The sequence below is a fragment of the Archangium minus genome (assembly GCF_044360475.1).
Classification (GTDB): domain Bacteria; phylum Myxococcota; class Myxococcia; order Myxococcales; family Myxococcaceae; genus Archangium; species Archangium minus.
Genome location: NZ_CP043494.1, coordinates 8,712,771 through 8,725,850, shown reverse-complemented (window position 1 = coordinate 8,725,850; position 13,080 = coordinate 8,712,771). Strand labels below are relative to the sequence as shown.

Annotated in this window: 10 protein-coding genes; 7 read left to right on the top strand and 3 right to left on the bottom strand. The window is 68.8% G+C overall.

Translation table 11 applies throughout. The features are described from left to right. Window positions 1-76: 76 nt before the first annotated feature. The 3 genes from F0U60_RS35370 to F0U60_RS35360 are packed head-to-tail and all read right to left on the bottom strand — an operon-like array spanning window position 77 to window position 2,226. Window positions 77-1,057: an NAD-dependent epimerase/dehydratase family protein gene (locus F0U60_RS35370; protein ID WP_395806465.1), complete on the bottom strand. Its 981-nt coding sequence runs from the start codon at window positions 1,055-1,057 to the stop codon at window positions 77-79. After that, the gene (locus F0U60_RS35365) at window positions 1,054-1,911 is read right to left on the bottom strand and encodes a lysophospholipid acyltransferase family protein (RefSeq protein WP_395806464.1); all 858 of its coding nucleotides are present in this window, start codon (window positions 1,909-1,911) and stop codon (window positions 1,054-1,056) included. The genes F0U60_RS35370 and F0U60_RS35365 overlap by 4 nt, the downstream gene beginning before the upstream one ends. Before the next feature lie 51 nt (window positions 1,912-1,962). Then, window positions 1,963-2,226 carry a hypothetical protein gene (locus F0U60_RS35360; protein WP_395806463.1) on the bottom strand — a complete coding sequence of 88 codons (264 nt, stop codon included), beginning with the start codon at window positions 2,224-2,226 and terminating at the stop codon, window positions 1,963-1,965. A 271-nt stretch (window positions 2,227-2,497) separates the two neighbouring features. Here F0U60_RS35360 and F0U60_RS35355 point away from each other — a divergent pair, with 271 nt between their 5' ends. The 7 genes from F0U60_RS35355 (at window position 2,498) to purH (ending at window position 13,077) form a co-directional block, all read left to right on the top strand. Continuing rightward, window positions 2,498-5,449 (top strand): choice-of-anchor D domain-containing protein, encoded by a 2,952-nt coding sequence (locus F0U60_RS35355; RefSeq protein ID WP_395806462.1) that lies wholly within the window; start codon window positions 2,498-2,500, stop codon window positions 5,447-5,449. A gap of 120 nt (window positions 5,450-5,569) precedes the next feature. Next, window positions 5,570-5,986: a hypothetical protein gene (locus F0U60_RS35350; protein WP_395806461.1), complete on the top strand. Its 417-nt coding sequence runs from the start codon at window positions 5,570-5,572 to the stop codon at window positions 5,984-5,986. A 121-nt stretch (window positions 5,987-6,107) separates the two neighbouring features. Next, on the top strand, window positions 6,108-8,108 hold the full coding sequence (locus tag F0U60_RS35345; protein ID WP_395806460.1) for a protein kinase: 2,001 nt from the start codon (window positions 6,108-6,110) through the stop codon (window positions 8,106-8,108). A 22-nt stretch (window positions 8,109-8,130) separates the two neighbouring features. Then, on the top strand, window positions 8,131-10,125 hold the full coding sequence (locus F0U60_RS35340) for a protein kinase (RefSeq protein ID WP_395806459.1): 1,995 nt from the start codon (window positions 8,131-8,133) through the stop codon (window positions 10,123-10,125). A 223-nt stretch (window positions 10,126-10,348) separates the two neighbouring features. Next, window positions 10,349-10,873 (top strand): MerR family transcriptional regulator, encoded by a 525-nt coding sequence (locus F0U60_RS35335; RefSeq protein ID WP_395806458.1) that lies wholly within the window; start codon window positions 10,349-10,351, stop codon window positions 10,871-10,873. Between the two features lie 56 nt (window positions 10,874-10,929). Continuing rightward, window positions 10,930-11,424 (top strand): sigma factor-like helix-turn-helix DNA-binding protein, encoded by a 495-nt coding sequence (locus F0U60_RS35330; protein ID WP_203406175.1) that lies wholly within the window; start codon window positions 10,930-10,932, stop codon window positions 11,422-11,424. Window positions 11,425-11,532: 108 nt separating this feature from the next. Then, entirely contained in the window at window positions 11,533-13,077 is a 1,545-nt protein-coding gene (purH, locus tag F0U60_RS35325; RefSeq protein WP_395806457.1) for a bifunctional phosphoribosylaminoimidazolecarboxamide formyltransferase/IMP cyclohydrolase, read from the top strand. Window positions 13,078-13,080 lie beyond the last annotated feature (3 nt).

Here is a 13,080-nt window from a genome sequence, read left to right as displayed (position 1 = left end):
GTGGAACCTATGGCTTAGCGCATTTGGCGCACTTCGCCGCTTTCTTTGCGGGGATGTTGTTCCGACCGTCCGACGTTCAGCGTCCGGCGGGCCAGGTCACCCGGTGGTGGGGCTCGTAACCCAGCCTCTGGCGGGCGTGGCTCCCGTCCAGTACGGCTGCGAAATGGAAGCGGCCCCGGTTGATGCGGTAGGAGAACTGGGCCCCGCGCAGCCGACGCCGGGCCTCGTAGAGGGGGGCGAGGAGCGGCCCCGGTGCCGGCACGTCCAGCTTCCCCGACAGGCGGATGCAGGTGGAGAGCGGCAGGGTGTCCGCGCCGGGGATGTTGAAGATCCCCTGGCGCCCCCCGGCATACACCGCCAGGCGTAACGCCTCCGTGGCGTCCTCCAGGGACAGCACGTTGAGCATGGGGTCGAAGCCCGCCGAGCGCAGGCACACCGGTGCGGAGAGGTAGTCGTGGAGCTGCGAGCCCTCGTTGGGGGCCAGCACCTCCGCGCAGCGCAGCACGGCGAGCTCCAACCCGGCTGCCATCCCCATCTGTGCGCACGCCAGCAGGTCCGCCTCCACGCGGTCTCTCACCCATTGAGGCGCGTCAGGAGACAGCTCCAGGGGGTGGTCCTCGGTGATGACGGACGGCAGGCCACGCTCCACTCGGTAAACCTCCGCGTGGGAGCGAAACACCAGCCGCCGCAGGGTGGGGTGGCGATCTGCCAGAGACAGCAGCCAGCGGAGCGACTCCACGTTCTGCACGTGGACCCGGTCCCCGAAGTCATTGGCCCGGTGCAGGGCCAGGTGCACCACCACATCCACCTCGAGGTCTCGCGCTGTGCCGAAGAGCAGATCATGCACGGGCCGCGCGTGGGTGAGGTCCACCGGGTGATACGACAAGCGCGGGTCCTTTGGGAGGTACACCCGCTCGCGAGGCTCCAGGCCCACGGCCATCACCGTTCGCAGGGCGCGATCCTCCAGGAGTACCCGGCACAGCCGCTCGCCCACCGGGGTGCTCGCGCCCAGCACCAGCACGCCCCGAGGGGCCCGCCCACTCGAGGGCACGCTCATCGGAACACCCCCTTGCGCAACCGAAGGCCCTTCTCCACGAGCGCCTGGACGGCCCGCTTCACCCGCTCCGCGGCGCGGCGAACCACCTCCGGATCATCCGCGTCCTCGGGGCGCAGGCCCTCGTGGAGGAAGAGGGGCTCGCCATAGTGGAAGTGATAGCGCACCGGCAGGGGGACGGGTGTGAGTGGCACGGGCAAGTAAGGTGCGCCGAAGACCTGCACGGGCAGGCGAGCGAGTTGAGGCATCTGCTCCTCCGCGCCCACGATGCCCACCGGCACCACAGGGGCCTGGTGGCGGATGGCCAGCTCGGCGTGACCCACGCGGAAGTCCCGGAGTTGGTAGCGCTCGCGGAAGGGCTTGGAGATGCCGGGGACGCCCTCGGGGAAGATCATCAGCAACTCGCCCGCATTGAGCAGCACGCGGAGGTTGCCTGCGGTGCCACCCACTACGCCGCTGCGTGCGTACAAGGTGCTCACGAAGGGCATCGCGGGGACGAAGTTGTCGGCCACCGCACGAGGCACGCGCTTGCTCTGGAGGACGACGTCCGTCCACAACATCAGCGCATCGAAGGGCAGGGTGCCCGAGTGGTTGCCCACGAGAAGGGCCGGCCCCCGCGTGGGAATGTGCTCCACCCCGAGCGAGCGGACGCGGAACCAGTACCGGTACAGCGGCTCCAGCAGGGACAGGCCGAGCGCTGCGTGGAGGGGCTCGTACCCGAAGACGTCATACCCGTGGCCCGCGTCCCGGAAGGGAATGGAACGTACGTGCTCCAGGGATTCGCCCAGGAGCCTGGAGGCGAGCCGGCGTCCGGCTCGTCCCACCAGGGATTGAAGCACCGCGGGCCTCACGTTCATGGTGCAGGGCTTGCGGGAGTCAGGTGACGAGCCGCAGGAAGTGCGTGCGGCTCAGGCCTGCTTGCCGGCGCGGTGTTGGCGGACCGACTCACGGAAGCCGCGGAACTTCTCCACCATCTCCTCCATGGCCCGGCGCGAGACGTCCGACACCTCGTCGGCGAGCTTCTCCGCGTCGCGCACCACGGGCTCCAACTCCTTCCACTTCTCCTTCGCGTCCATGCCGGCCAGGTGGATGTCCACGCGGATCTCATCGCGCAGTGTCTTCAGGCGGCCCAGGTTCTCCTTCATCCAGTCGCGCATCTGTCGCTCGTTCATGACGCTCTCCTTTCATTGCGTTTCCTCTCTCCAACGAAAGCAAGTGACGTGCCGCGCCATGAGGGAAGTGGGTAGCGGTGTTCCGACAAGAAGCGGACAGTGACATGTGTGTGGGAGGCAAGGGTGTGTCCGAATGCCGGAAGAAGGGACTGAGGTGGACGTTGCCCGTCCCACCGTGGGTGCCTAGTTTCGCATCCTGATCCCACGGGGCTCCTCGTGTGGGTTCCGGGATGGGTGGGCGCAGGGGTGTTGGGGAAGGGGAATGGGAGCCATGAGCAGTCGCTGGGGGCTGTGGGTCCTCGCGGTGCTGGGAGTGTTGACGGGGTGTGCCGATCGCGATCGCCCCGCTATCGCCGATGGAAGGCTGACGGCGACGCCGGGAGGGGTGGATTTTCAGAGGGTGGCGGTCTTCGACGGGCGCGAAGCAGAGGTCGTGCTGCGCAACGTGGGCCGCTCCCGCATCATCGTAGATGAGGCCTGGGTGGAGGGTCCCGCGGGGGCCTGGCAGGTGGACTTCACCCACGAGGGGCCGCACTCGCTCGTGCCGGGCGGTGATTGCGCGTTGCGCGTGCGCTTCACTCCGCAGGGAGAAGGGGCGCTGCCAGCAACGTTGGTGGTGCGCTCGGACTCGAAGAAGGAGCCGTTGATCCGGGTCCGGCTGCAAGGCATGGGCGTGGACGCATGGGCGCGCGTGACGCCGCGGAAGCTGGACTTCGGCCGCATTGAGGCGGATTCCTCCAAGACGCTCTCCGTCTCCGTCACCAACCCCACGGACATGCAGGTGGAGGTGACGCCGAAGCTGGTGGGCGCGGACAAGGACGAGTTCTCCGCGGCGCCGCTGTCACTGGGCCCGGGGGAGCAGCGCGAGTTGCCGATCACCTTCGCGCCGAAGCGGGTGGGTGGCAAACAGGTGGCGCTGGCCGTGTCGCCGTGCCGGGGCTGCTCGGACGTGGCGGTGCAGGTGGCCGCCGAGGCGCTGGAGCAGGCCGTGGTGGCCGAGCCGCCGGTGCTCGACTTTGGCTCCATCCCCGTGGACAAGGACCGCGTCCTGCAGGCGCGCCTGCACAACATCAGCACGGAGCCCGTGACGGTGACGGAGCTCACCTTGGCGGGCAAGGACGCGTCCTTCAGCCATGGACCCTCCGGGCTCCCGCTGGTGCTGGCGCCCGGAGAGACGCGCGCTTGGGATATTCGCTACAGCCCGGGCCACATGGGGCCGGCCGAAGATCAGATCTCCTTCCGTGTGGAGAGCAAGCGCCACCCCACCACGGATGTGCAGCTGCGGGGGTTTGGCGGTGCGGCGGAGCTGTGTGTGTCGCCGCTCACCCATAACTTCGGGCGCCAGCCCATCGGCTCGAAGACGGCGGTGGTCGTCAACGTGAAGAACTGCGGCGCCTCCAACGGAGGCCCGCTTACGATTCATGGGCTCGAGTTCCACTCGCTGGATGGGCACCCGGACTCGGACGTGCAGTTCAACGTGGCGCCGCTGACGCTGCCGCACCGGCTGCTGCCTGGCGAGGAGGTGAACTTCAAGGTCTTCTTCGAGCCCTCGCGCGAGGGCGCCGCCGCGGGCCGGCTGGTGATGACCACGGACGTGTACTCCGGGGAGACCACGGAGCTGGACTTCACGGGGAACGCGGAGCGGCACGCCCCCTGTCAGGTGGCCATCACGCCGGCGGCGGTGGACTTCGGCACGGTGGCGCCCGGCTATGGCGCGGTGCTGGGCGTGAAGGTGGCGAACACCGGCGCGGATCTCTGCGCGGTGAAGAACATCCGTCTGCGCGACGATGGGGGCGGGGTGTTCAGCTTGCCCGGTGGCGAGCTGGATGGCCTCGTCCTCTGGCCGGGGGACTACTTCAGCCTCATGGTGGCCTTCCTCTCGCCCGCGGGGGGTGGTGACTTCACGGGCGCGTTGCAGTTCGAGCAGGCGGAGCCCTCCAACCCGCTGCTGCTGGTGCCGTTGGCGGCTCACTCGCAGGCCACGTGCCTGGTGGCCTCACCGCGCTTCGTGGACTACGGCCTGGCGCGTCCGGACTGCCCGCCGGCTCCGCGAGAGGTGAACTACATCAACGCCTGCCGAGCGCCGGTAACGGTGTCCGGCGTGAGGATTGGTGCGGGCACGACGGATGGGGAGTTCTCGCTGAACCACACGCCGGGCACGCCCTTCACGCTGGACCCGGGCGATGCCTTCACCGTGGAGGTGGGCTACGAGGCCCAGGTGTTTGGGTTGAACCTGTCGCCACTCTTTGTGGACTCGTCGGATCTGCCCGCGCCGGTGCTCGTCCCGCTGATCGGTGAGTCCTCCAAGCGCGCGGACAAGACGGACACGTTCATCCAGCAGGACGGCTCCAAGGTGGACGTCCTCTTCGTGGTGGACAACACCGCCTCCATGGTCGAGGAGCAGCCGCGCATCGTGTCGGCCATGCCCGCCTTCGCCGAAGCGGCGCTGGCCAAGGGCGTGGACCTGCACGTGGCCGTCACGACCACCGGCATCGATACCGCCACCGACGCCTGTCCGGGCGGGGCGAAGGGCGGTGAAGCGGGCCGCTTCTTCCCGGCGGACGGCAGCCGGCCGCGCATTCTCACCCAGAACACGCCGGGGCTGGCGTCGGTGCTCCAGCAGAACGTGAACGTGGGTCAGTGCGCCGCGGTGGAGCAGGGCTTCGAGGCCGTGCGGCGGGCCCTGTCGCCTCCCCTGGTCAGTGGCGCGGACGACCCGCGCACGCCCGAGCCGAACGACGGCAACATGGGCTTCCTGCGTGACGAGGCGGCCCTGGTGGTCGTCTTCATGGGCGACGAAGACGATCACTCGCCCGACAGCGTGGACACCTACGTGCGCTTCCTCCAGACGCGCAAGGGCGAGTACCAGCCGCAGCGCATGACCATCTACGCCATCGCGCCCACGGACGCTGGCTGCCCCACCTCGGGCGGTTCCGGCACGCGCTACGCCGAGGCCGCGACCCGCACGGGCGGCGAAGTGCTCTCCGTGTGCTCGGCGGACTACGCGCCCCTGCTGCGCGCCGTGGCCAACAAGGCCTTCTCCGCCCAGGACCGCTTCCCGCTGAGCGAGCAGCCAGACGCAAGCAGCATCACCGTGACGGTGAATGGTGCTCCGACGACGAGCGGCTGGACCTACGACGCCGTTACCAACAGCGTTGTCTTCTCCTCCGCTCCCGCGCCGGGCGCGAAGGTGGAGATCTACTACCGCCGCGCCTGTCGTTAGTGCGCGGAGGGGGGGATCGCGCCGGAGGCCGAATTACCGGCTCCGGCGCGACATGTCGGTCCCGGGTGCTACAGCTCTGCTTCGGTCTGTGCGGTTGACCGGAAAATTGGAGGGCAACCCATGCTGAGTACCCTGGGGCCGTCCCCGCAGCAGGAGGCGACGGTGAGCTCCCGACAGCACGATGACAACTCCATCTCCGAGCGTCCGCTCACCGGCCGCACGCCCTCGTCCGGCCGCTCGCCTGGCGGCCTGAGGGTCATCAAGGGGGGCGGGCAGCGCCGGCCGGATGAGCCGTTGGTCTCCCGCGACGCGGTGGCCCGCGTGCTCATGGAGGCGGGGGTGGATCTGCTCCTGCGCCGCATCACCCCGGCCCGGGCCGAGGAGATTGAGCGCAAGGTGGACCGGGTGTTGGATCTGTTCGACCGGGTGGATGCCGCGCCCCTGTTGATGCCGGTGTTGCAGCGGCACCTGGACGAGCTGGAGGCTCTCATGCGGGAGACCCGGCAGGTCCGGGCGCCGGCCCGTCGCGGGGGGTAGGCGAGGAAGAGAGCGACGGGAGGTTTGACCCTCCAGGCCGGGGCGCTTACGCTCGGGGCCGTCCGCGCCCGGGTGTCTCCATCCACGGCCTCCCTGCCGTGGAGCGGGGGCATGTCGCACCGTGTCGATCGAGAACTACGGCAAATACCAGCTCCTCAAGCGGCTCGCGATGGGCGGCATGGCGCAGATCTACCTCGCGCGCCAGCGGGGCCCCGAGGGCTTTGAGAAGCTGGTGGTCATCAAGCGCATTCTTCCGCACCTGGCGGAGAACGCGGAGTTCGTCCGGATGTTCCTGGCCGAGGCGCGCATCGCCGCCCGGTTGGATCACCCCAACATCGTCGACATCTACGACCTGGGGGCGCAGGACGACAGCTACTTCATCGCCATGGAGTACATCCATGGCGAGGACTTGCGGCGCGTGTGGAAGCGCGCGGAGCGCAGCGGTCAGCTCATTCCGGTCCCGCTGGTGTGCCGCATCATGATCGAGGCCTGTGCCGGCCTGGACCATGCGCACAAGAAGGCGGATGCCAACGGCAAGCCGCTGAACATCGTCCACCGAGACATCTCCCCGCAGAACATCCTCCTGACGTTCGAGGGGCGGGTGAAGGTGGTGGACTTCGGGATCGCCAAGGCGGCGGACCAGGCTTCCGAGACGCGCTCGGGGGTGCTCAAGGGCAAGTACTCGTACATGTCGCCGGAGCAGGCCTCCGGGCAGAAGAGGCTGGACTGCCGCTCGGACATCTTCGCCCTGGGCGTGGTGCTGTATGAGCTGCTCACGGGGATGCGGCTCTTCAAGCGCCTCACCGACATGGCCACGCTGCAGGCGGTGTCCGAGTGCCGCATCCTGCCCCCCTCGCAGATCAACCCGCGCGTGCCGAAGGACCTGGACGCCATCGTCATGAAGGCGCTGACGCGCGAGCCGGAGGACCGGTACTCGGAGGCGCTGGAGCTGCAGCTCGCGTTGGAGGACTGGCTGGTGGCTCACCAGCTGCCCGCGTCCTCAGCGCACGTGGCGGCCTTCATGAAGGACCTCTACGCCGCGCGGCTGGCCGAGGAGGCGCGGCTGGGTGACGTGCTCGTGGAGGAGGCGGAGGTCCTCTCGCCCTCCGGAGGCTTCAAGGCGATCGATAAGTCCACCGCCGAGACGATGGCCTCACCGCGCCAGGTGGACACGGGTGCCTCGGGGCCGCGCATGTCAACGCGCACGCCCGGCCGGCCCTCTCGGAGCGAGCCGCGCGTGGCCCTCACCGAGCGCGAGGAGGAGGAGCCGCGGCGCACCGTGGACATCCGCCGGGCCCCCGCTTCCGAGCCGCGAGAGGAGCCCTCTTCACAGCCCAAGGAAGTGCTTGTGGCGAGGCCGAGCCGGGTGAGGCAGCCGTCGGTGGCGGTGCCCCCACCCGCGGCTCCCGCCCCCGCGGTGCCTGCCCCCGTCGTGCCCACCCCCGTGAATCCCCCCGCGCGGAAGTTGAACCGGAGCGCCCTGATGGGAGTCGGTGCGGGCATCCTGGTGGGGCTGCTGTTCGGCGGGTGGATGGCCCTGCGCTCCGAGCCGGCTCCGAAGCTTTCGACCGCGACGGAGTCGAGCGCGTCCGAGTCCGCTCCGCCAGCGCCCTCGCGACCGGAGCCCCGCCAGGTTCAGGTCACCCTGACGACGAAGCCCGCGCAGGCCTCCCTTACGGTGGATGGCAAGCCGTACGACAAGGTGCCGGTGGTGGTCGCGGCCACATCTGGGCAGGAGCTGACCGTGCGAGCGGAGGCCCCGCGTCACCAGCCGCTCACCCGGAAGGTGACGGTGGGGCAGGGGCCGGCGCAGGAGGAGTCCCTGGTGCTCGAGCCGCTGCCCGAGCTTCCCAGGGAAGAGCCCAAGCCGGAGCCCGCGCGGCCTGCCACGGTGGAGCGCCCGGCTCCGCCAGAGACGCGCCGGGGCACGGTGCGCTTCGCGGTTACCCCCTGGGCCGAAGTATCCTGTGGTGGGCGCAACCTGGGCAGTACGCCTCTGCAGGACGTCCAGCTCGTGGCCGGGGTGTATGAATGCAGGTTCTCGAACCCGGAGCTGGGGACACGCACCCAGCGGGTCGAGGTGAAGCCCAACAGCCACACCCGCGTGGTCGTGAAGTTCTAGCCCGTTCTCCAGGATCTCCGCCGTGACACTCGAAGCAGGAACCCCCATCGGCAAGTACGTCGTCAAGCGCAAGCTCGCCGAGGGAGGCATGGCCGAAATCTATCTGGCCACCGCCATGGGCCCCGAGGGCTTCGAAAAGGAAGTCGTCATCAAGCGCGTGCGCTCGTTCCTGTCGGACGACGAGGGCTTCGTGCAGATGTTCATCGCGGAAGCGCGGTTGGCCTCGCGGCTCAACCACGCCAACGTGGTGCAGATCTTCGACTTCGACAAGCACGAGGACTCGTACTACCTGGCCATGGAGTACGTGCGCGGCTGCTCGTTATGGGACCTGCGCAAGCGCTGCCGCGAGAAGGGCATCGGCATGCCGCCGGTGCTGGTGGCGCACATCGGCGCGCAGGTGGCGGCCGGGTTGCATTACGCGCACCGGGCCAAGTCTCCGGACGGGGAATCGCTGCACCTGGTGCACCGCGACGTCACCCCGCACAACGTGCTGCTGTCCTTCGACGGGGCAGTGAAGCTCACTGACTTCGGCATCGCCAAGGCGGGCAACAAGCTGACGCAGCCGGGCGTGCTCAAGGGCAAGTTCGCGTACATGTCCCCGGAGCAGGCGCGGGGCGAGGCGGTGGACGCGCGCACGGACGTCTTCGCGCTCGGCGTGGTGCTCTGGGAGATGCTCACCGGAGGCCGGCTGTTCGACGGGGACTCGGAGGTCGCCGTGCTCCGGGCGGTACAGGAGAGCGTCATCGCCTCTCCGGCTCGTCTCAACCCGAACGTGCCGGAGGACCTGGACGAGGTGGTGTCCATCGCGCTCGAGCGCGATCCGGACGCCCGCTATCAGTCGGCCGGCGAGCTGGAACGAGCGCTCGCCCAGTGTGTGCTGCACCGTGCGACCAGCGTGGATGACACGGACGTGGGCACCTTCGTGCGGCGGCTCCTCGACGTGCCCCTCACCCAATTCATCCAGGCTCCGATCGCGCTGCAGGATCGCTCGCGCAGCCGCTCTGGCAGCACGCCGGTGGCGGGGACGAGCTCGGGTGTGCGCGCGCGTACTCGCTCAGGAGAGACGCCCTCTTCGGTGCAGGTGGCGGATTCCCCCGCCCCCGTCCGCCAGTCCACCGCGGTCCTGCCCGGGTCCAGCCCGTCTTCGGGGCGAAATGAGTCGGTGCGCACCGACGCATCCGAGGAGTCCCTGGTCTCGGCGTCCACCCTGGTGCTGTCTCGTGACAGGGCAGGGGACGAGGAGAAGAAGGGGGCTCCGTCCGAGCCGCTCCCCCCGCGCTCGACCTTGCCGTTGCCCTCGACGCCAGGAGGCAGGGACTCGCGCCCCGTGCCCATGACGCCGGTCTCGAGGGACTCCCGCCCGATGCCCACGGTGGGCCCTTCGTTGGCTCCCACCCCCGCCGCCCCCGAGCCGGTGGCCCAGGTGCAGCCCACCGCTGTCGCTCAGGCGCCCGCTGGAGCAAAGCGTGGGGGCAAGGGTCTCTGGGTGGGTGTGGGGGTAGCCGGGCTGGTTCTCATTGGTGGGGCCGCAGCCTTGGTACTGCCAACGAAGGAACCGGCCCCGGCCTCTCCGCCCAAGGTCAGTGAGACGTCCAAGGTCAGTGAGACGCGGACTGCTCCGCCGACGGAGGCCGCTGTCGTACCCGACACGAAGCCCGAGGCCGCTGTGGCTCCTCCTGATCCCGAGCCCGTGACCCCGGAGGCACCCGATGCGGGTGCCATGGCCGCCGTAACGCCACCGACGACCGGGGCCGAGCCCCCACCGGCCGATCCGCAACCCGAGCCCGCTGCAAAGGTAGAGGCCCGGGGGACCCTCATCGTCCAGGCCATCCCGTTCGCGACCGTGACCGTTTCGGGCCAGGGGCCCCGCGAGGTGCAGGGCACCTCACGCTATAGGCTCCCGCCGGGCAATTACACGGTCTCCTTCCATCATCCTTCGGGCCCTCCCAAGTCGTTCAAAGTTGTCATCAAGCCCAACGCCTCGGCGGAGCTGAAGTTCGACGCGCGCAGGCGGTAGCACCTCGTAAGCCCTGGCGCCGTTGATGGGCGCGCCTCGAGCGCGTCTCCGGCGCCCGCCGTTCCCTTCCCACGTCCATCGCCCCTCCGTGCGCCAACGCCCTGGCCTGGCGCGCCCGGCATTCGTGTGCCCGCGGACAGTGCTACCGCCTGCTACAGCCTTTTCTTGACAGGTTCGGAACCCATCTGGCATTCAATACAGCCCATTCAGTAGCATATATTCAATGGAAGGGATGCGGTTGCTGGAACCCGAGGAGCTCGAGCGCATCGAACGCGACTTCGCTGGCGGTCTGCCCGCGAGGGAAATCCTCGAGATCTTCCGGCCTCGAGGCGTTCAGCTCTCCGAGGCCACGTTCCGCAAGTACGTGCAGGTGGGCCTGCTGCCCCGGAGCCGCCGGGTTGGGCGCAAGGGGAAGCACCAGGGAAGCCGGGGGCTCTACCCGGTGGAATCAGTTCGGCGGATCAACGCCATCAAAAAAATGATGGCGGAAGGTCACACCCTGGAGGACATCAGGCGCTCGTTCCTCTTCCACAAGAACCACATCGATCAGCTGGAGAGGGATCTCTCCGAGGTGTTCGATGGTTTTCAGGATCAGCTGGGCGAGCGTGCTTTCGGCACGGAGTACCGGCGAGCATTGGAGGCGGAGCTGGCCTCCTTGAAGTCCAGGGCTCGGGACCTGGTCCGGGACGTGTCCCGGTTGGGCAGCGCGGTCACCGCGCACCGAGACGAAAAGCTCCAGTCGCAATAGGATGAAGAAGGGCGGGGGACCGGGTAGAGTGGAATCTTCGTTGGAGGGGTCAGGACATGTCTGAAGTGAAGCAGCAGCGGCCGGAGGAGGAGGCGCCCGCAGAGGCGGACGGTGGGGCGGAGCGCCGTCGCTCGAAGACGATGTCGCGGAAGGAGATGGCGCGCGACCTGCGCCGCCGCCGGCTGACGGGTCAAATCGACCCGGAGGAGGCCGACCTCCTGACTGCCGTCGACTCGCAGCGGCCGAAGACGAGGGCGGATTGTGTGAACGGTCCCCGTCCGTGCCTGTTCGTGTCCTGCAAGCACAACCTTTACCTCGATGTGAACCCGGAGACCGGGTCCATCAAGCTCAACTTCCCGGACAAGGAGATCTGGGAGTTGGAGCACACCTGCGCCCTGGACGTGGCGGAGAAGGGTGGCATCACGCTCGAGGAGGTGGGGGCCATCATGAACCTCACCCGAGAGCGCATCCGCCAGGTGGAGACGCGCGGCCTGCTGAAGCTGCGCGAGGCCACCGAGGCCGAGCCCCCGGTCTCCGCTCGCAAGCCCTGAAAATCGGGTCAGAATCCTCCAGCGCACACGGGTTGCATGCTTCGTTGACACCTAGGGGGGTGGTTGCTACACGGGCCGCCTCTCCTACAGACAGAGGCGTGCAAACCCGTGCTGGCTCTCCTCAGCGTTTCCGATAAACGCGGTCTGGTCCCCTTCGCGCAGGGGCTCGTTCGGCTCGGCTTCGAGCTGCTCTCCACTGGAGGCACGCTCGCCGCGCTCCAGGTGGCGGGCGTCCCCGCGAAGAAGGTCTCCGACTACACCCAGAGTCCGGAGATCCTCGGGGGCCGGGTGAAGACGCTCCACCCCCGCATCCACGGCGGAATCCTCGGCCGGCCGGACCACGAGGGTGACCAGGCGGAGATGACCGCCAACGGCATCACCCCCATTACTCTGGTGGCCGTCAACCTCTACCCCTTCCGTCAGACGGTGGCCTCCGGTGCCCCCGAGGCCGAAGTCATCGAGCAGATTGACATCGGCGGGCCGGCCATGGTGCGCGCCTCGGCGAAGAACTTCCGCCACGTGACGGTGGTGGTGGACCCGGACGACTACGAGTCCGTGCTCCTTGAGCTGGAGCGGTCCCGCGCCACGAGCGAGGACACGCGCCGGCGGCTGATGCGCAAGGCCTTCGCGCATACCGCGGCCTATGACGCCTCCATCGCGGGCTGGCTGTCGAAGGAGGCGGGCGAGCCGTTCCCGCACGAGCTGTCGCTCACGTTCCAGCGAGTGCAGGGGCTGCGCTACGGCGAGAACCCGCACCAGCGCGGCGCCTTCTACCGCGAGCACTCCGCGCCCGAGGAGCCCACGGTGGCTTTCTCCCGCGTGCTCCAGGGCAAGGAGCTCTCCTACAACAACATCCTGGACCTGGATGCGGCGCTGGGCCTGGTGCTGGAGTTCCCCGAGCAGCCCTGCGCGGTCATCATCAAGCACAACACGCCCTGCGGTGTGGCGTTGGACGAGTCCCTGGTGACGGCCTACCGCACCGCGCGCGCCATTGACGAGGTGTCCGCGTTTGGCGGCATCGTGGCGCTCAACCGCGAGGTGGATCGCGCCTGCGCCGAGGCCCTGGCGGAGACGTTCCTCGAGGCGGTCATCGCCCCGTCTTACTCGGCCGAGGCTCAGCAGGTACTGTCAGCCAAGAAGAATCTGCGCCTGCTGGAAGCCGGCCCTGGGTTGGCCTCGCCGACTGCTCGCCCGAGGGCCCAACTGGAGGCCCGGAGCGTGTCCGGTGGCCTGGTGCTCCAGGATAAGGACGCCGTCGAGCCCCCGCTCGAGTGGAAGGTCGTCAGCAAGCGGGCTCCCACCCCCGAGGAGGAGAGGGCTCTGCGCTTCGCCTGGCGGGTATGCAAGCACGTGAAGAGCAACGCCATCGTGTTTTCCAATGGTTCCAGGTTGCTGGCCGCCGGAGGAGGGCAGACGAGCCGGGTGGATTCGGCGAAGATCGCCGTGGCCCGGGGTGGCGAGGCCCTCAAGGGGAGCGCCGTGGCCTCGGATGCCTTCTTCCCCTTCAGGGATGGGCTCGACGAGGCCGCCCGGGCGGGGGCCACCTGCGTGGTGCAGCCTGGCGGCTCGGTCCGCGACTCAGAGATCATCGCCGCGGCTGATGAACATGGAATGGCCATGGTGCTCACGGGAGTGCGACACTTCCGGCACTGAGCC